Source organism: Streptomyces sp. NPDC004542 (assembly GCF_040610035.1).
GTDB lineage: Bacteria > Actinomycetota > Actinomycetes > Streptomycetales > Streptomycetaceae > Streptomyces.
In genome coordinates, this window is record NZ_JBEXLP010000020.1 from 52,424 (window position 1) to 70,259 (window position 17,836).

A 17,836-nucleotide genomic window follows, 5' to 3' on the forward strand; every position below is an offset into this window, starting at 1 on the left:
CGAGGGGGCGCAGCATGGACGCTTTCACCGCAGGACTTCTGCAGCGCATAAGGGCGACCGAGTCCGACCTGACGCGGGCTCGTGACGAGGGCGACGACTTCCTCGTCGAGGTGGAGCAGGCAGAGCTCGACGACCTGCGCCGCCTCGCCGCCGAACACGGTGTGGAGGTCGGCGCGACCAGCGTCTGATCGGCCTGAGACACCCGTAGCACCTCGCGCGACCCGCACGACCCGTACGAAGGCTCGGCCCCGGCGAATCCAGCGCCGGGGCCGAGCCTTTGGTGCCGCCGCCCGGGCACCCGGGGGTGCCGGTCAGTCGTGCCACGCCCCGAAGTCCTCCAGCAGCCGCTGGAGGGGCTCGAAGACCCCCGGGGTGCCCGCGACCGTCAGGTCGCGTGACGGCCGCTCTCCGGGCCGTCCACCGGTCAGCGCGCCCGCTTCCCGGGCGATCAGGTCACCCGCGGCGACGTCCCAGGCGTTGAGCCCGCGTTCGTAGTACCCGTCCAGCCGGCCGCAGGCCAGGTCGCTCAGGTCGACCGCGGCCGAGCCGCCGCGCCGGATGTCGCGCAGCCGCGGGATCAGCCGCGCGGCCACCTCGGCCTGGTGGGCGCGGACCTCGTGGACGTAGTTGAAGCCGGTGGAGACCAGCGCCTGCTCCAGGGGCGGCGCGGGCCGGCAGGCCAGCCGGCGCTCACCGTCCCAGGCGCCGGTGGCCCAGGCCCCGCCGCCGCGTACCGCGTGGTACGTCTCGCCGCGCATCGGGGCGGCCACGACACCGACCACCGTCTCGCCGTCCTGCTCGGCGGCGATGGACACCGCCCAGGTGGGCAGCCCGTACAGGTAGTTCACCGTGCCGTCGAGCGGATCGATCACCCAGCGGATGCCGCTCGTGCCCTCGGTGGCGGCACCCTCCTCGCCCAGGAAGCCGTCGTCGGGGCGCTGGGCCGAGATCACGTCGGTGATCAGCTTCTCCGCCGCGATGTCCATCTCGGTGACCACGTCGATCGGGCTCGACTTCGTCGCGGCGACCGCGAGGTCGGCGGGGCGGCCGTCCCGCAGCAGCTCCCCCGCGCGGCGGGCGGCCTCGCGGGCGAGCCCCAGCAGGTCCGTGTGCGGGCTGTCGGTCACGGGGCTCCTCACGCGTAGGGGCTGTCGGCGCCCGCGGCGGCCGGACGGGGGGCGCGGGCCGGGCAGCAGCCCACGGGGCAGACGTCGTGGCTCGCCCCGAGGGCGCCCAGGGCGCAGGGCGTGACCTCCTGGCCGCGCTCGGCGGCGGCGCGCTCCACGATCAGATCGCGGACCGCGGCGGCGAACCGGGGGTCGGCGCCGACGGTGGCGGAGCGGCGCACCGGCAGGCCCAGCTCCTCCGCCTTGGCCTTGGCCTCCGTGTCGAGGTCGTAGAGGACCTCCATGTGGTCGGAGACGAAGCCGATGGGCGCCATCACGACGGCCGGGACGCCCTCCCCGTGCAGTTCCTCGAGGTGGTCGCAGATGTCCGGCTCCAGCCAGGGGATGTGCGGGGCGCCGGAGCGGGACTGGTAGACGAGCCGCCAGGGGTGGTCGACGCCGGTGCGCTCACGGACCGCGTCGGCGATCAGCTGGGCCACGTCCAGGTGCTGCTCGACGTACGCGCCGCCCTCGCCGTGGGCCTCGACGGGTCCCGAGGTGTCGGCGGAGGCGGTCGGGATGGAGTGGGTGGTGAAGGCGAGGTGGGCGCCGGCCCGGACGTCCTCGGGGAGGTCGGCGAGGGACTCGAGCACCCCGTCGATCATGGGCTGGAGGAAGCCCGGGTGGTTGAAGTAGTGGCGCAGCTTGTCGGTCTTCGGCAGCTCCAGGCCCTCGGCCTCCAGCGCGGCCAGCGAGTCGGCGAGGTTCTCGCGGTACTGGCGACAGCCCGAGTAGGAGGCGTAGGCGCTGGTGGCGAGCACCAGGATGCGGCGGTGGCCGTCGGCGACCATCTCGCGCAGGGTGTCCGTCAGGTACGGGGCCCAGTTGCGGTTGCCCCAGTAGACCGGCAGGTCCAGGCCGTGCTCGGCGAAGTCCTTGCGCAGGGCTCCCAGCAGGGCGCGGTTCTGGTCGTTGATGGGGCTGACCCCGCCGAACAGGAAGTAGTGCTGCCCGACCTCCTTGAGGCGTTCCTTGGGGATACCGCGCCCGCGGGTCACGTTCTCCAGGAAGGGGACCACGTCGTCCGGGCCCTCCGGGCCGCCGAACGAGAGCAGGAGCAGGGCGTCGTAGGGGGTGGCATCGAGCACGTCTGGCATGGCTCGATCCTGCCACTCGGCACCGACGGCCCGGAAACGGTGGGGTGAAGAGTCGGGTTCCGACCGGTTTTCGGCCGGTTTTCGCGGCCCGCTGCCCCGGTGCGTCGGGGTCACCCGACTCGTAAGCTGTATCGGCAGCGTTCGCGCCTTACGCCCGAAGACCGGAGACCCCCGTGCCGAGCCCCTACCGTGCCCTGTTCGCCGCCCCCGGCACCAAGGGCTTCTCCGCCGCGGGCCTCGTCGGCCGGATGCCGCTGTCGATGATGGGGATCGGCGTGGTCACGATGATCTCGCAGCTCACCGGGCGGTACGGGCTCGCGGGCGCGCTGTCCGCCGCCATCGCGCTGTCCGCGGCCGCGATCGGGCCGCAGATATCCCGGCTGGTGGACCAGTACGGCCAGCGCCGGGTGCTGCGCCCGGCGACGCTGGGAGCGCTCGCCGCGACCGCCGGGCTGCTGCTGGCGGCGCACCTGGAGTGGCCGGACTGGGTGCTGTTCGTCTGCGCGGCCGGCATCGGCTGTGTGCCGAGCCTGGGCGCGATGATCCGGGCGCGCTGGGCCGCGCTGTACCGGGGCACTCCCCAGCTGCACACCGCCTACTCGTTCGAGTCCGTGGTCGACGAGGTCTGCTTCATCTTCGGGCCGATCATCTCCATCGGCCTGTCCACGGCGTGGTTCCCGGAGGCGGGCCCGCTGCTGGCCGGCGGCTTCCTGGCCGCCGGGGTCTTCTGGCTGACCGCCCAGCGCGCCACCGAGCCCGCACCGCACCCGCGCGAGCACCACGACGGCAGCGCCCTGCGCTCCCCCGGTCTGCGGGTCCTGGTGGCCACCTTCGTCGCCACGGGAGCGATCTTCGGAGCGGTCGACGTGGTCACCGTCGCCTTCGCCGACGAGCGCGGCCACAAGGCCGCGGCCAGCGTGGTCCTGGCGCTGTACGCGGCGGGTTCCTGCGCGGCCGGGGCGGTGTTCGGGCTGCTGCGCTTCACGGGGGCCCCGGAACGCAGGTGGCTGCTGGGCATATGCGCGATGGCCGTGAGTATGATCCCCCTCCTACTGGTCGGAAACTTGTCGCTTCTGGCCGTGGCGCTGTTCGCTGCGGGGCTGTCCATCGCACCGACGATGATCACGACGATGTCCCTCATCGAAGAGCACGTACCTCGCGCGCAGCTGACCGAGGGGATGACCTGGGTGAGCACCGGCCTGGCGGTCGGGGTCGCGCTCGGCTCCTCCGTGGCCGGCTGGGTGATCGACGCAGCCGGCGCACAGGCCGGGTACGGGGTTCCGGCCGTGTCCGGGGCCGTCGCGGTCGCGGTCGGTTTCCTCGGGTACCGCCGGCTCAGCAGGCCGGCTCCGGGTCGGGGAGGCACCCTTGAGCACCACAACGAGCGGCAGGAACGGCACGTGGCGTAACTGGGGAGGCAACGTCGTCGCCCGTCCCGCGCGGGAGGTGACCCCCGCCTCGGTGGAGGAGCTGGCCGCGGCGGTGCGCCGGGCCGCCGAGGACGGCCTGAAGGTGAAGGCCGTCGGTACCGGGCACTCCTTCACCGCCATCGCGGCCACCGACGGCGTGTTGATCCGCCCTCACCTGTTGACGGGCATCCGCGACATCGACCGCGAGGCCATGACGGTCACCGTCGAGGCGGGCACACCGCTCAAGAGACTCAATGTCGCCCTGGCCCGCGAGGGGCTGTCGCTGACCAACATGGGCGACATCATGGAGCAGACGGTCTCGGGCGCCACCAGCACCGGCACACACGGCACCGGCCGGGAGTCGGCCTCGATCGCCGCCCAGATCAAGGGCCTCGAGCTGGTCACGGCCGACGGGTCGGTGCTCACCTGCTCCGCGAAGGAGAACCCCGAGGTCTTCGCGGCCGCCCGCATCGGCCTGGGCGCCCTGGGCGTCGTCACCGCGATCACCTTCGCCGTGGAGCCGGTCTTCCTGCTCGCGGCCCGCGAGGAACCGATGCCTTTCGACCGGGTGTTGGCCGAGTTCGACCAACTCTGGGCGGAGAACGAGCACTTCGAGTTCTACTGGTTCCCGCACACCGGGAACACCAACACCAAGCGCAACAACCGCAGCGCCGGGCCGGAGAAGCCGATCGGGCAGCTGTCCGGCTGGTTCGAGGACGAGTTCCTCTCCAACGGCCTCTTCCAGGCGGCCAACTGGGTCGGCCGCGCGGCGCCGGCGACCATCCCCGCCATCGCCCGGATATCCAGCCGGGCGCTGTCCGCGCGCACGTACACGGACGTCCCGTACAAGGTCTACACCTCGCCCCGCCGGGTGCGGTTCGTGGAGATGGAGTACGCCGTCCCGCGCGAGGCACTGGTGGACACGCTGCGGGAGCTGAGGGCGATGGTCGACCGCTCGGACCTCAGGATCAGCTTCCCGGTCGAGGTGCGCACCGCCCCGGCCGACGACATCACCCTGTCCACCGCCTCCGGGCGGGACAGTGCCTATGTCGCCGTCCACATGTTCAAGGGCACCCCCTATCAGGCGTACTTCACCGCCGCCGAGCGCATCTTCACCGCGCACGAGGGGCGTCCGCACTGGGGCAAGGTGCACACCCGGGACGCCGCGTACTTCACCGAGGTCTACCCCCGCTTCGGCGAGTTCACGGCCCTGCGGGACCGGCTGGACCCGGACCGGCTGTTCCAGAACGACTACCTGCGACGGGTGCTGGGGGCCTAGCCGGGGCGGAACCGCCGGCCCCGCGTCCGGGACCGGTGTGAAACATGCCACTTTCATGATCGTGAAAAGCGCTTGCGCACGGCGGACTCCTGCCCCTTGCCAGAAGTTGGACGGCGCGCCCATCCACGCACATGGTCCAAATGGAGTACTGTTGCGAGCCCTGGGTTCGGTCTCCCACCAGGGCGTCCGGGGCCTTGCAGGACCGCCGGGAGGGGGCTAGTTGCACAGGGTGACAGAGTTGTTCACTTAGCGTTGCGAATAGGTAACCGTGCCATAACGGCGTTCGAGGGCCCGTGCCCGACACGCCGGGCAACTCGGCAAGGTTGTGGCAGGCTGCACCCGGGCAGGCCACACTCGACTAGCGGAAGCAGCGACGCACGTGACGTCGGCAGGCACCACCCGGGAGGTCCCCATGCCCGAACTGCGTGTCGTGGCCGTCTCGAATGACGGCACACGGCTGGTGCTGAAGGCTGCCGACGCAACGGAGTACACGCTTCCGATCGACGAACGGCTGCGCGCCGCCGTACGCGGCGACCGGCCCCGCCTCGGCCAGATCGAGATCGAGGTCGAGAGCCATCTGCGCCCCCGTGACATCCAGGCGCGGATACGTGCGGGCGCGACGGCGGAAGAGGTCGCGCAGCTCGCCGGCATCCCCGTGGACCGGGTGCGGCGCTTCGAGGGCCCGGTCCTGGCCGAGCGCGCCTTCATGGCCGAGCGGGCCCGCAAGACCCCGGTCCGCCGGCCCGGCGAGAACTCCGGTCCGCTGCTCGGCGAGGCCGTCCAGGAGCGCCTGCTGCTGCGCGGCGCCGAGAAGGACACCGTGCAGTGGGACTCCTGGCGCCGCGACGACGGCACCTGGGAGGTCATGCTGGTCTACCGGGTCGCGGGCGAGCCGCACTCGGCGAGCTGGACGTACGATCCGCCCCGGCGGCTCGTCCAGGCCGTCGACGACGAGGCGCGCTCCCTGATCGGGGAGTCCGACGACCTCGGCGCGCCCGAGCCGAGCTTCCCCTTCGTGCCGCGCATCGCCCGGCTGCCGCGCGACCGCCCGCTGGACCGCGCCCTGGAACGGCCCGGCCTGCCGCCGGCCCCCGACCCCTCCGAGGAGGGCACGGGCGAGCGTGACTCGCTGACCAGCCTGCTGGAGGCGGTGCCCAGCTTCCGGGGAGACCTGGTGGTCCCGGAGCGGCCCGCGGACTCCGCCGAGGAGCCCCCGGACACCGAACCCGAGGCGGAGGAGCCCCCCGCCCCGGCGGCCTCGGCCGGTTCCGCCTACGCCGATGTCCTCATGCCCCGCTCGGTCGGCAGCCACCGCGACCGCCTGGTCGGCGCCACCGACCGCCAGGCCGAGGCCGACGGGGTCCGCCCCGGACGCCGGGCCGCCGTGCCCAGCTGGGACGAGATCGTGTTCGGTACCCGGCGCAAGAAGCAGGAATAGCAGGGCAGCAGGAGCAACACGAGCGACGGATCGTACGGCCGTGCGCCCGGAGGGGGCTTCCGCGACGGAAGCCCCCTCCGTTCTCCGTCACTGCGGCTCGGGCCCCGTCGCCACCGGCCGGGACGGGTCCGCGGACCACTCCGACCAGGAGCCCACGTACAGCGCCGCCGGGATGCCCGCGACCGCGAGAGCCAGGACCTCGTGGGCCCCGGAGACACCGGAACCGCAGTAGACACCGACCTCGGCGCCCTCCGACACGCCGAGCTTCTCGAAACGCGCCCGCAGTTCCCCGGCGGGCAGGAACCGGCCGTCCGCCGTCACGTTCTCGGTCGTCGGCGCGGACACGGCACCCGGGATGTGCCCGCCCACCCGGTCGATGGGTTCCACGTCCCCCCGGTACCGCTCCGCCGCCCGGGCGTCGAGCAGTACGCCGGAGCGGGCGAGCGCGGCGGCGGCGTCCGCGTCGAGGAGTCCCGCGGCGCCCGGCACCGGCTCGAAGTCGCCCTCGGCCGGGGCGGGTACGTCCGTCGAGAGCGGGCCCTCCCAGGCCGGCAACCCGCCGTCGAGGACCCGCACGTCCGGGTGACCCGTCCAGCGCAGCAGCCACCACGCACGCGCGGCCGCCCAGCCCTGGCCGCCGTCGTACACGACCACCGGCCGGGCCGACGACACACCCGCCCGGCGCATCGCGGCGCCGAACTCGGCCAGACCGGGCAGCGGATGACGGCCGCGCTCCCCCGGCGCCGAGGCCAGTTCCGCGTCCAGGTCGACGAAGACGGCGCCGGGCAGGTGCCCGGCCGCGTACTCGGCCCGCCCGTCGAAGGCCGGCGCCCCCGCCGCCTTGGCCACGCCGAGCTGCCAGCGGACGTCCAGCAGCAGGGGCGGATGGGCCCCGGTCAAGCCGTGCGCGAGTTCCGTTGCGGTGATGATGGCTTTCATGGCGTCCATCCATACGTCAGGGGTGGCCGCGTCGTCCAGGTCCGACTACTCTGCTCGGCCGGACAGCCTCGATCACCACGCGTACGGGACCGGGCACCTGCTGTGCATCCGATGATCGCCTGGCGGCGCCGCCGTGGCCGGGGGGCCGCGCACGGGGCGGGCCCCGGCACGGGGCGGGCGCGCGGTCTGTGCACGTGGATGCGGGAAGCGGAAGCGACACGGCCGCCGAGAGGGGCCGGGGAGAGAGTGACGATGACCGAGGCACGGGGGTCGGCCGGCCCGAACGGCGGCACGCACGGTCGGCGCGCGCCCGGCACACCCTGCTGGGTGAGTCTCATGGTGCACGGGCTGACCACGACCGAGGAGTTCTACGGGGAGCTCTTCGGCTGGGAGTTCGAGCCCGGCCCCCAGCAGCTGGGCCCGTACGTGCGGGCCGTGCTCGGCGGGCGCCGGGTGGCGGGGATCGGCGAGCTGGACCCGGACCTGGACCTGCCCACCGCCTGGACGCCGTACTTCGCCTCGGACGACGTGGGACTGACGGCCGAAACGGTACGGCTGTGCGGCGGCACCGTGGGAGTGGGCCCCCTGGACGCCGCCGACGAGGGACGGCTCGTCCTCGGCTCCGACACCTCGGGGGCCGTGTTCGGCGTCTGGCAGGGAACGCCGGGGCACCCCGGCACGGCCGCCACCGGCGTGCACGGCACGCCGGCCTGGAACGAGCTGCTGACCTTCGAGACCGCGAGCGTCCGCACGTTCTACACGGCGGTCTTCGGCTACAAGGACGACCCGGAGCCGGAGGCCGCCGCGGACTCCGGCTCCGACTACGTGACCCTGCGCCTGGCGGACGGTCCGGTCGCCGGCATCCACGGGGTCGGTCACGCCCTGCCCCGGGACCGGGGCTCGCACTGGCTGACGTACTTCCAGGTCGACGACGCGGACGCCACGCTGCGGCGGGTGGCCGAGCTGGGCGGCCGGGTCCTGGAACCGGCCCACGACACCGCGCACGGCCGGGTGGCCACGGTGACGGACCCGGAGGGCGCGCCGTTCGCGGTGGTCCAGGTTCCGCGCTGAGCCGCGCCCGGGTCGCGTGGCGCTACGACAGGGAGTCGCTGTACGCGCGGTGTACCTGCCTGTAGGCGCTGCCCGTCGTAACGGTTCCGGTCGCGCGGGCGTTGGGGCAGGGAGGCGGTGACGACGGACATGACGGAGCCATCGTCGCGGTGGGCTTGGAGTACGTCAGCCCACCACTCGGTGTCGATCGATGCGCCGCTTCGGGGACAGCCGGTCTTCTCCAGTTTCTGACCACAGTCGACAACGGTGAATGTCTCATACCGGGTGACGTCGGTCTCGACGTCGACGCCGTCGGGGAGCCCGGGAGCCAGGTCCTCCACGATCGACACAGCACGGTCAGCCGCGGCCTGCGGGCGGCCCACGCCCGGTCGAGGACCTGCTCGGTGCCGCACACCGGGCAGGCCGTGTCGTCGGCGTGCCGGTCGCTGTGCGCGAGGGCCGCCTGGAGCAGTTCGGCCCTGCCGAGGGCGTCCGCGGCCGCGGATCCCTTCAGGTCGTCGGCGTCGGCCACGGCGCGCTGCAGGGCGTCGACGGCCGCGCCGACCCGGTCGAGGTCGGGACCTTTGGCGTCGGCCTCCAGACGCGCCTCCCGCCGGCGGCCCTCGTCGGCCATCGGCACGCCGGCGATCAGGGCGTCGAGCGTGCCGTAGTCCGGACCACCCCTCTCCTCCACCGCCACGAGGGCCCTGAGCGCGCGGTCGTCGTGCTCGACCGCCTCCAGGGCCGCGAGCAGGAGCGGCTTCTTCTCCTTCTCGGCCTTCTCGACGGCTTCGAGTTCCTTCCGCTGCTCCGTCAGCCGCCGCGAGGCCGCGTTGAGGTACTCCAGCCCGAGGATGCCGGCGATGCTGTCGTACATCTGGGACGGCTTGCCGTTGATCATGTTGCCCAGGTCGGCGTACGACAGGAACGGCCGATGGTTCCGCGTCGCCTGCTCCCAGCCGGCCTGCTCCAGCGGCACGGTGCCGTGTCCCGGCCGCTTGAGCACGGCCTCGGAGCCGGTGAACGCGTCGCCGGTCCAAGTGCGGGTGAGGGTGCCCGGCGAAGGGTCGCCCTCCACCATCAGCTTGGCCTCCACGCGGGTGGGTTCGTCGTGGTGCAGGTTGCGCCACGGGCCGCGACGAGCTCGGGCAGCGGCAGCGCGTTGTCGGGGGTCTGTTCCGTCGCGTCGTCCATGAGGTGTCTCCCGTGATTCCCGTACTGATGTGGAAGGGGCGAGCACCGACAGGCACCTGGGGAGCGGGCGGACCGCTGGGGCGCCTGTCGACGGACTGAACCGTAGGAGTGGTCGGGTCTTGCTTGACGTCTTGTCTGTGATAACCGCAGTTATCACGGCAGTTGATGGCACGAAGTGATCACTGCGAGGTGGGGAGAGACCCTGTTCGCCCGCCTCGTGATCAGTGAGCGATCAGTCGGCTCGCCCTCTCGCCTCGCCGGTTCGCCGCTGAGACCCGGGCCGGGAACGCGTACTCGGCCCAGACCGTCTTGCCGGGACCGTCCGGGCGCGGGTGCCAGTCCCAGCGGGTCGCGAGCTGCGATACGAGGAGCAGCCCACGGCCGGCTTCCTCCGTTTTGGGGACGCCCTTCGGGACGGTGGGGCGGCGGGGGTGGCGTTCGGTGCGGGTGTCGGTGACCTCGACGCGTACGGTGCGGCCGTCGGGGGCGGCTTGGAGGCGGAGGTGGAAGTCCCGGCCGGGGACATGACCGTGCTGTACGGCGTTCGCGCTCAGCTCGGCGACGATCAGCACGATCGCGTCATGCGCGTCGGTGCCGTACGGGATGCCCCACCCGTCCAGGCGGACGGCCGCGAGACGGCGGGCGAGCCGGGCCCCGCGAGGTGTGGAGGTGAAGCGCATCTCGAAGGTGCGGCGGTGTGGCGGCGGGGGCGCCTTCACGGGGGTGGAGGGGGCGGTGGGTTGGGTGGTGTCGGTGGGATTGGCGGGATTGATGGGTTTCGTCGTCATGGACCTCACCGTCCCGTTGGTCGCGTAGCGTGACCAGTGGTGACGCAGTGACAGGGGCTGGATGTACGCGCACTGTACGCACGAGTCGGAGCTGCGCGCCGTTACGGCGTCCCGTGCTGGGGCGTTGGGCTCCAAGAGGCGGTGGTGAGATGGCTGAGCGCGAGGGTGCGGCGGCGGGGTCCGAGGCGGCTTCCGGGGAACGCTGGAACGGCGACGGCGCGGGAGTGGCGGTGGTGAGTCTCGGGGACGGATGGGAGAACGACGACGGGGCCGGGCGGCGGCCGGAGGACGAGGCGGGGCGCGGTGTCGTCGTCGCGTTCGGGCAGACCATGAAGACCCTGCGGCTCCGGGAGGGCATGGAACGCGAGGAGCTCGGCAGACGGCTCGGGTACTCGGCGTCCACGATCGCGTCGTTCGAGCAGGGACGGCGGATCCCGTCACCCCGGACGATCGAGCGGGCGGACGAGGTGCTGAGGGCGGACGGGTTGCTGTGCCTGTGGAAGGAGCAGGTGGAACGGGCTCAGTATCCGGTGTTCTTTCAGGGGATGGCGGTGCTGGAGAAGGAGTGCCTTGAGCTGCTTATGTACGACACCCATGTCGTCAACGGGCTGCTCCAGACCGAGGAGTACATGAGGGCGCTGCTCGCGATGCGGCGTCCGCCATTGGACTCGGAAACGGTCGAGCAGCGGGTGACTGCCCGGCTGGCCCGGCAGGACATCTTCGACCGCAGGTCCGCTCCACTGTTGAGCTTCGTAGTGAACGAGGCGGTGTTGCGGCATCGGTACGGCGGCACGGACGTGCTGCGGGGACAGTTGGAGCTCATTCTCCTCGCCGGTCAGAAGCAGAACGTCGAGATCCAGGTCATGCCGACCGAGTGTGAGGAAAACGCAGGCGTGAATGGACCGTTCACGGTTGTCACCAGGAAGGACGGCAAGAAGTTCGTCTACACAGAGACACACACGACCAGCTCTCTTGAGACCGACCCGGAACAGACGGCTCTCGCGGCTGCGCGCTATGGGATTATCCGATCACAGGCTCTCAGTCCGCGAGAGTCGACGAAGTTCATCGAAGGGTTGCTGGGAGCGCTATGAACAACGCTGAGTCCTCAACCGCCGCATCCGGCCTTGCCTGGTTTAAGAGCAGCTACAGCGGAACCGAGGGCGGTCAGTGTGTAGAGGTCGCAGCCGGTTCGGCTGCTGTGCACATCCGTGACTCGAAGGCCGCCGCCGGGCCAGTGCTCACGGTGCCGCGTGACGCGTGGGCGGGGTTCGTCGGGCTGGCCTCGTCGGAGGCGCGCGTCTGACGCTCGTACGGTCTTGAGAGCCCTGCCGGCCTGGGTCTCGGTCGGCAGGGCTTTCGCGTTCAGTTCTCCGGGACCCCGTTCACGGGACCACTCGTTGGCGAAGTGCTCCATCTGGCGGAGGACCAGGTCGATGGCCTCCTTCTGCTGGTCCGGCGGGTAGTTGTTGCGGGCCAGGAGGCGCTTGATGGTGCTGCGCAGGCGGGCGCGGACGGACTCGCGGGCTATCCAGTCGGGCTTGAGCTGGCGGCGGACCTCGGTGACGAGTTCGCGGGCGATGCCCGCCAGGACCTCGTCGCCCATCAGGGAGCGCGCTGTGCCGTGGTCGGCGACGGCGTCGTAGAAGGCGAGTTCGCGCCAGTTCAGGGGCGGGTCGCCCTGCAGACCACATGCCGTTCGATTATGTTCGATTTGTGGGCCAAAGTCCTTGTGCTGAAACATCGACCACCTGCCGGCCGTCCCGGATTCGGTACGGCGAGAGGGAGAGACCGGCCAGACGGGTTCGCCACCATGGTCATGTGACACGGTCACGCGTCACCACCGGGTTCGGGTTCCCTCCGGGCTCCGGGATCACGGCCTTCGGCAGCTGCGTCGAACCGGAGCAGCTCGGGCCGGTCAGCCAGCCGTCGGTAGAGCTGCTGGCTCACGGCGAGCCACAGAGCGCGCTCCTCCACGAGGGATACCGGACGGGAGAAGCCCATGCTGGCCAGGAGTTCGTGCCGGTGCACGTCGAAGCAGGAGCGCACGAGATCGCCGAAGACCGCGGCCGCGCCCACGGCCACACGGTAGGCCAGGTGGCTCAAGCCCGCTGCCAGCAGCGCCGCTCCGCCGAACCAGAGCGCCGTGTTTCGGGTGAACGCCGTTCCCACCACCGCCACAATGGCGAACAGCGCTGACAGCGCCGAGATCACCACGGCCTGGTCGAGGGCCGTGCGGGCGTCGCGGACCTCGGAGCGGGACTCCTCGGGCATCACGAGATACAGCCGCGGCCAATAGAACACCGCGTCGGCACCGTAGCGTTCCTCATCGCCCGGGTACGTCTCGGCCGCGCGCAACACGTTCCCGAAACGGGTGGGCATGAACTTCTCCGCCGAGTACGGGAACTCACGGTGCCGCCGCATGAAATCCCCGGGGTCGAAGGGGTCGAGCCGGCCCCACCGCCGCAACTGCCGCCGCACACCGCGGGCGCTGAGCCACTGCGGCCAGTAACCCTCCAGCAAACGGGTCAGCGTCGGCACACAGCCCGCGAGCAGCACCGCGAAGAAGACCAGTCCGAGCGCGGCACCGAGCCCGAACAGGACACGCCGGAGCGTATCGAGCGCGTTCCACCACCCACCGACCTCGGCCCACCCCAACTCGCCTGTGACGAGCGCGAAGATCCCCGCCCAGAACACCAGGCTCGGCATGAGCAGTCCCTGGAGGAATCTACGGTCCAGCAGATCCACGGATTTCGCCAGCACCGGCAGGAACACCCCGTCACCACCCGAAGTCGTGCGGCGGACGGCCTGTGCATGCGACCGAACCGGCCGGCTTCTCGGCGAAGGTCATGGCCGACCCGCACACACGGCACAGGCGGGTGACAACCGGGACGTCGATCCGCCCGGGAAGTCCTGTGTCGCCGACACCCCGTGCGGGCCCGCGCAGAATCGCGTCGGCGAGATCGAATCCGGCCCACACGCCCACGACACCGCGTTCGTCGCAGAGAATGACGGGTGTATCGGGGTCGAGGGTCCTGAAAGCGCCGGTGTTCAGTGCGTGGGTGACGGTCGTGGTCGGATGCGCCTTCACGAACCCGGTGAGCACGTCGGTGAGTGCGGACAGCTCGGCCTCGGGCCGCTGTCCGTCCAGCCCGTCGGGCGGGACGACCGCGCGTGGCTGTCCGTCTTCACCGGTCAGCACGAGCCAGTGACGGGTGTCGGGCACGTCCTTGACACGCGCGTGCAGGAGCACGGTCGTGTATGGCTCGAGGTCGCGTTCGGCGAGGGTCTCTTCGGTCATGACGGGGTCCAGATCTCGGCCTCATGCGCTCCCACGAGGACGTAACCGGCCCAGTTGGCCGGATCCTCGTAGAGCTTACGGTCCTGGTAACGGCGGGCGAACTCGACCAACTGCGTACCGATGTCGACCGGGAGTGCGCGGCCGTCGAGGAAGTCGAGCAGATCACGCCCGGTCAGATCGCGCAGCCACAGCTGAGCCTGGCGCAGGGCCGCGGCGGCCGGCAGCGGGCGTACCTCCGGCTCCTGCGGAAGGAGCCGGGCGTAGAAACGGCTCATGACCAGATAAGCGGCCACGTCCGGTACGGGCCAGAGGGTTCCGATGTAGGCGGGCACGCCCACGGCGAGGAAGCCGGCGGGCAGGCCGATCACCTCCTCAGGTGCGTGGGTGCCGGCGAGGACAGCCGACTGGCAACTGGAACAGACCACGAGGCGGGTGTCCCGCAGCGGTGCCTGCTCGCCGTCCAGGCTCGTGGCCAGCGCGAGCTCGATGAGGGTCAGCTCACTCTCGGCGGAGAGCCTGATGTGCGAGTACATCGGGTGGTTCAAGGTGGACTGACCATGACAGGCGAAATGGATATGCGTGCGATCCCTCAGCCTGCCGAGCAGGTGGCCCGAGCTGATTCGTCCTTCACCGACGATCACCTCTCCTGGCAGCGTGTTTGCGATGTTCATGACTTCCACCGGTGCGAAGGGCGGGCCCTCGTGCCTGTCCACCACATACATCGCCTTCGGTTCGGCACGTCGGCTGCGGGCCGCCTGCCGAGCCGCCAGCAGCGTCGCGGCGGACGGCGAATGAGAGACCGTGAATTCATCGAGCAGGCCGTGGCCGTCGGCGCCTGCGGCGTGCAAGGGCAGGGCGGTCAGCAGTCCACAGGCGATGATCGTGAGTTCGGTCGCGCCGACATCCCGCAGCACCGCCGAGACCAGGCCGCTGATCCCGGCGAGGCGGTCGAGGCAGGCCCGTAATTCTCGCCTCGCAGCCGTCGTCCCCGGACGCAAGGCGACAATGCCGCCGGTGGAGTCGTCGCCGTACAACAGCGCAGGCAGTTCCGTGTCGGTGGGTGCCGCGGTCTTGACACTCTCGATACGGTCTCCGGCCACGATCAACGCCGTACAGCCGGAACCGGTGGCGAAGAGGTAGACCAGCGGGTGCTGCGCGCTGGATACGCCGGCTGCGAGACCGCTGCGGACAGCAGGCTCCTTCCCCCTCAGGAGTGCGGCGCGAGCTGTGGCGTACTCCTGCCCCGCCTTCCGCAACGCGTCACGAAGGTTTCCCTCGGCCTCGGCATGATAAGCGTCATCCTGGAATTCGGCCGGTTTCGCGGTCAGTTGTGCGGCGAGTCCTTCGAGCTGGGTGAGCCAGCGCGCGGCCTTGCTGAACGCCTCGTAGCTGTCCGGCCGCTCCCGCGACAGGGAGGCGTACCGATGTGGATGGCGGTCCACTGCGTCCCGCAACAGACGGGCACGAAGACTTTCGAGCACCTCCACGGCTTCGGAGAGGCGGTCGAGAGCGACCAGCGCTTCGGCCGCGACGGCGGCGATCCAGCCGTACTCGCCGAGAACGCGCTCGCGCACGTGAGGCAACGTGATGGCGGCTGCCTCTCGATACAGTGCCTCAAGGGCCGCCGTCAGTTCCGGTACGGCCTCCTCGAACCGGCCCAGCCTTACCAGCAGGCGGCCCAGACCGGCCGCGGCGCGCCGCTTCTGCCGATTCGTGCCCAACGACCTGAACGACGCCGATGCCGCGGCGTATTCGGTGAGGGCGGTGTCATGGTCTCCTTCCGCGGCGTGCGCCTCCGCCTTGAGGAGGATCACCATCCCATGAGCTGACGGATCGGGCCCCGCAGGACTCCAGACCGTCGACGCTCTGCTCAGCGCGCTGTGGCCGGCTTCGTACTCGCGCACCAGGAACAGTGCTTCGGCGAGCAGGCACTGGATCCGTCCCCAGGCCCGCCGGTCGCCCGGACCGGTGAGCAGACCGGCGGCCTCCTTCAGTACCCGCACGGCCTTGCGGGCGGCAAAGGAACCGCCCTCTTCCTCGGACATGCGCGCGAGGACCAGATACGACGACGCCCGCGCGGTGAGCAGCCGCGCCCACTCGGCGCGGTGACGGCGGCAGTCGAGGACGGCTGTCGCCGCGGCGAACGATGCGAAGGACTCCTCCACGACGGCGCGGTGACGCGGATCCTTGCGCAACCACCCTCTCTCGGCGGCGACGGAGCGATCGATCTGCAGCGCGGCCCAGGCGGCAGGTGAATCCTCTCTGGTCAAGGTGCGTTCTGCCAGCGAGATCAGGGACAGCGCCTCCTGAGCGTCGGCGTACTGGTCGCCGTCGCCGTCGAGCAGGAGGAGGCGGGCGAGGTAATGCGTCAGCTTGGCCCACCTACGGCGCATGCCGGCTTTCCTGGCGTGGTCGCGGGCCTCATGGACCAGCGCCATCACGGTCTGGTCCCGCGCCTGATCGTCCACAGCGAGGTGGGCCAGGGCCAGGGTTGCCGTCACGAACTCGTCGAAGGCCTTCGTCTGCCGGTACAGCTCGACCGCGGCGGTGAGTTCCCGTTTCGCACCACGGAGGTCCAGGTAGGTACCGAAAACCTGAGCTCGCCTGGTCAAAGCCTTGCCGAGCAGGAAGCGGCAGCGGGCGGCCGCCCCGAGGCGCCCGGCCTCGGTGGCGCCTTCAAGCAGGTTGGTCAGCGTGCGCATCACGAAGTCGATGTCGGCTCGGGGACTGTGGTGGTCGGTATGGACGACGCCGATGTGGCAGAGCGCGAGCACAAGGTCGACGTCACTGCCGCGTGTCTCGACGGCCGTGGCGAGCAGGCCGCTGATGCGGTGCGGGTCGGGTGCGGGCAGGTCCTCGAAGCAGGTGGCGGTGAAGTCCGCCAGCGCGCGGACGGTCGCCGCCCACAACGTGGACTGCGCCTGGGGCGTGACCGCGGCGAGGGCGTCGTCGAATGCGGCCAATGCCCTGGCCGCACAACCTGGTTCAGCGAGTTCGTGCAGCCGGGCGGTGGTCGTGCCGATGCGGTAGCGGGTGAACGCCCACATCGCCGGGCCGCCGGCGCGCCGGCGGTCCATGAGGCCGTACAGCCAGACGGCGTACCAGAGATCGGAGGCCGAGGGGGATGCGCACAGGCGCTCCGCGAGGTGCAGCCGCAGTTCCTCGCGCAGAGTCAACGTCTCACCCCATCGGGACGCCACGCCGAGCTCGGCCTCCTGGGGGGTCATCTGGAACAGTGCGGCTTCGAGGAGGTCGCACTCCTCCTCGGCGGAGAGTTCTCGTTCACGTCGCGGAGGTGTGCCGACGCCGAAGTGCACCACAGCCTCCCCGACGGTGGGCATCAGCCGTAAGGCACCCACGAGGACCTCGGGACCGCTGATCGTGCGGCTCAGGGCCTGTTCCGGACCGAGCCGACGACAGCGACGCAGGACATGGCGGCGATGGGTGACGGTCACGACCTCCCCGGGCGAGTACTCCCGCATCATCACCGAGAGCAATTCGCCCAGCAGCTCATCCACTTTCGGGTCGAGCAGCTCAGGCGTCTGGCGGACGAGGCGCACGATGTCGTCGAAGGTACGCGCCGCCAAGAGGCGCTCGGTCGGGGCCTTGACCCTCACCTGCCAGCGCGCGCGTGCGGTCTCGTCGAGCCAGAAGTGATACCGCGACTGGTTCGGTTCGTACGCCGTCAGCTCACCGGCGGACCGCTTGCGCAGATCCTCTTCGATGTCACGGTAGCAAGCGTACGGAAGGACGTCCGCAGCGATCGGGAGGATGTTGTCGTCGAGAGGGGACAACGGCGTGTGCCCGGTCCAGCCCCTGGCGAGCAGGGGCATGGCCGCCTCGACGTACTCCCGCTGCTTGTCGGGCGGCATGTTCCGGCCCGGGACCAGCAGCAGTTCGGGCCGGCCGCCCGGTCGTCCGACCAGCAGGGGATGGCCGAGGTCCAGCGTGGACTCGCAGCCTGTGCACACGGTATGGCCGGGGATGTCACCGGCTCGGATCCGCTGCGCCAGGTCGGGGCGCTCGCCGATGTCGACGGTGACCCAGCTCGTCGTCGAGTTGTGAGCTCCGCAGTGCGGACACGCGAATGCGTACGGAATGCTGTAGCTGGCCATCGTCTCCCCCGTGAGCCGGTGATTCATTGTCGGCGGGAGCGCAGCCCGGCGAAAGAGCCGACC

At 71.0% G+C, this 17,836-nt stretch carries 15 protein-coding genes and 1 pseudogene; 7 read left to right on the forward strand and 9 right to left on the reverse strand.

The annotated features are described in order from the left end of the window. The first annotated feature begins 14 nt into the window (after positions 1 to 14). The gene (locus ABZX30_RS14430; protein ID WP_351909625.1) at positions 15 to 188 is read left to right on the forward strand and encodes a hypothetical protein; all 174 of its coding nucleotides are present in this window, start codon (positions 15 to 17) and stop codon (positions 186 to 188) included. A 123-nt stretch (positions 189 to 311) separates the two neighbouring features. Here ABZX30_RS14430 and ABZX30_RS14435 read toward each other — a convergent pair whose 3' ends face one another. Continuing rightward, positions 312 to 1,127: an inositol monophosphatase family protein gene (locus ABZX30_RS14435; RefSeq protein ID WP_355933140.1), complete on the reverse strand. Its 816-nt coding sequence runs from the start codon at positions 1,125 to 1,127 to the stop codon at positions 312 to 314. 8 nt (positions 1,128 to 1,135) lie between these two features. Further along, on the reverse strand, positions 1,136 to 2,263 hold the full coding sequence (locus ABZX30_RS14440; protein ID WP_355933143.1) for a ferrochelatase: 1,128 nt from the start codon (positions 2,261 to 2,263) through the stop codon (positions 1,136 to 1,138). Between the two features lie 173 nt (positions 2,264 to 2,436). On the opposite strand from ABZX30_RS14440, the gene ABZX30_RS14445 reads away from it, so the two are divergent. From ABZX30_RS14445 to sepH, 3 genes are all read left to right on the forward strand, one after another. Next, complete coding sequence (locus ABZX30_RS14445; RefSeq protein ID WP_355933145.1) at positions 2,437 to 3,672, forward strand: MFS transporter; 1,236 nt, start codon at positions 2,437 to 2,439, stop codon at positions 3,670 to 3,672. Further along, a complete protein-coding gene (locus ABZX30_RS14450) occupies positions 3,632 to 4,951 on the forward strand; it encodes a D-arabinono-1,4-lactone oxidase (protein WP_355933147.1) in 1,320 nt (439 codons plus the stop codon). Before ABZX30_RS14445 ends, ABZX30_RS14450 begins: the two co-directional genes overlap by 41 nt. Before the next feature lie 412 nt (positions 4,952 to 5,363). Beyond that, entirely contained in the window at positions 5,364 to 6,389 is a 1,026-nt protein-coding gene (gene sepH, locus ABZX30_RS14455; RefSeq protein WP_355933150.1) for a septation protein SepH, read from the forward strand. A gap of 87 nt (positions 6,390 to 6,476) precedes the next feature. On the opposite strand, the gene ABZX30_RS14460 is transcribed toward sepH, so the two are convergent. Next, on the reverse strand, positions 6,477 to 7,328 hold the full coding sequence (locus ABZX30_RS14460) for a sulfurtransferase (RefSeq protein ID WP_355933152.1): 852 nt from the start codon (positions 7,326 to 7,328) through the stop codon (positions 6,477 to 6,479). A 252-nt stretch (positions 7,329 to 7,580) separates the two neighbouring features. On the opposite strand from ABZX30_RS14460, the gene ABZX30_RS14465 reads away from it, so the two are divergent. Continuing rightward, entirely contained in the window at positions 7,581 to 8,399 is an 819-nt protein-coding gene (locus ABZX30_RS14465) for a VOC family protein (protein ID WP_355933153.1), read from the forward strand. A 22-nt stretch (positions 8,400 to 8,421) separates the two neighbouring features. Here the strand turns inward: ABZX30_RS14465 and ABZX30_RS14470 are convergent, their stop codons facing one another. Together ABZX30_RS14470 and ABZX30_RS14475 are read right to left on the reverse strand one after the other, a co-directional pair. After that, positions 8,422 to 9,474: a hypothetical protein gene (locus tag ABZX30_RS14470; RefSeq protein ID WP_355933155.1), complete on the reverse strand. Its 1,053-nt coding sequence runs from the start codon at positions 9,472 to 9,474 to the stop codon at positions 8,422 to 8,424. Positions 9,475 to 9,793: 319 nt separating this feature from the next. Continuing rightward, complete coding sequence (locus ABZX30_RS14475) at positions 9,794 to 10,360, reverse strand: ATP-binding protein (protein ID WP_355933158.1); 567 nt, start codon at positions 10,358 to 10,360, stop codon at positions 9,794 to 9,796. 149 nt (positions 10,361 to 10,509) lie between these two features. Between ABZX30_RS14475 and ABZX30_RS14480 the strand changes: the two genes are divergently transcribed. Then, positions 10,510 to 11,451, forward strand: a complete 942-nt coding sequence (locus ABZX30_RS14480; protein ID WP_355933161.1) for a helix-turn-helix transcriptional regulator — start codon at positions 10,510 to 10,512, stop codon at positions 11,449 to 11,451. Further along, positions 11,448 to 11,663 (forward strand): DUF397 domain-containing protein, encoded by a 216-nt coding sequence (locus tag ABZX30_RS14485; protein WP_355933163.1) that lies wholly within the window; start codon positions 11,448 to 11,450, stop codon positions 11,661 to 11,663. Before ABZX30_RS14480 ends, ABZX30_RS14485 begins: the two co-directional genes overlap by 4 nt. Positions 11,664 to 11,768: 105 nt before the next feature. On the opposite strand, the pseudogene ABZX30_RS14490 reads toward ABZX30_RS14485, so the two are convergent. The 4 genes and pseudogenes from ABZX30_RS14490 to ABZX30_RS14505 all read right to left on the reverse strand — a co-directional run. After that, a pseudogene (locus tag ABZX30_RS14490) lies at positions 11,769 to 12,101 on the reverse strand (type I restriction enzyme endonuclease domain-containing protein); the annotation flags it as partial. Positions 12,102 to 12,187: 86 nt separating this feature from the next. Then, on the reverse strand, positions 12,188 to 13,132 hold the full coding sequence (locus ABZX30_RS14495; RefSeq protein WP_355933164.1) for a hypothetical protein: 945 nt from the start codon (positions 13,130 to 13,132) through the stop codon (positions 12,188 to 12,190). A gap of 4 nt (positions 13,133 to 13,136) precedes the next feature. Next, positions 13,137 to 13,658 carry a hypothetical protein gene (locus tag ABZX30_RS14500; protein WP_355933167.1) on the reverse strand — a complete coding sequence of 174 codons (522 nt, stop codon included), beginning with the start codon at positions 13,656 to 13,658 and terminating at the stop codon, positions 13,137 to 13,139. Next, positions 13,655 to 17,773, reverse strand: coding sequence for a CHAT domain-containing protein (locus tag ABZX30_RS14505; protein ID WP_355933169.1), 4,119 nt, complete (start codon positions 17,771 to 17,773; stop codon positions 13,655 to 13,657). Before ABZX30_RS14505 ends, ABZX30_RS14500 begins: the two co-directional genes overlap by 4 nt. Between the last annotated feature and the right edge of the window lie 63 nt (positions 17,774 to 17,836).

Excerpts from the sequence above, each read along its gene's own strand:
- ABZX30_RS14430 (WP_351909625.1), top strand. The coding sequence starts at position 15 with ATGGACGCTTTCACCGCAGGACTTCTGCAGCGCATAAGGGCGACCGAG.
- ABZX30_RS14440 (WP_355933143.1), bottom strand. The coding sequence starts at position 2,263 with ATGCCAGACGTGCTCGATGCCACCCCCTACGACGCCCTGCTCCTGCTC.
- ABZX30_RS14465 (WP_355933153.1), top strand. The coding sequence starts at position 7,581 with ATGACCGAGGCACGGGGGTCGGCCGGCCCGAACGGCGGCACGCACGGT.
- ABZX30_RS14480 (WP_355933161.1), top strand. The coding sequence starts at position 10,510 with ATGGCTGAGCGCGAGGGTGCGGCGGCGGGGTCCGAGGCGGCTTCCGGG.
- sepH (WP_355933150.1), top strand. The coding sequence starts at position 5,364 with ATGCCCGAACTGCGTGTCGTGGCCGTCTCGAATGACGGCACACGGCTG.
- ABZX30_RS14475 (WP_355933158.1), bottom strand. The coding sequence starts at position 10,360 with ATGACGACGAAACCCATCAATCCCGCCAATCCCACCGACACCACCCAA.
- ABZX30_RS14500 (WP_355933167.1), bottom strand. The coding sequence starts at position 13,658 with ATGACCGAAGAGACCCTCGCCGAACGCGACCTCGAGCCATACACGACC.
- ABZX30_RS14505 (WP_355933169.1), bottom strand. The coding sequence starts at position 17,773 with ATGGCCAGCTACAGCATTCCGTACGCATTCGCGTGTCCGCACTGCGGA.
- ABZX30_RS14460 (WP_355933152.1), bottom strand. The coding sequence starts at position 7,328 with ATGAAAGCCATCATCACCGCAACGGAACTCGCGCACGGCTTGACCGGG.
- ABZX30_RS14485 (WP_355933163.1), top strand. The coding sequence starts at position 11,448 with ATGAACAACGCTGAGTCCTCAACCGCCGCATCCGGCCTTGCCTGGTTT.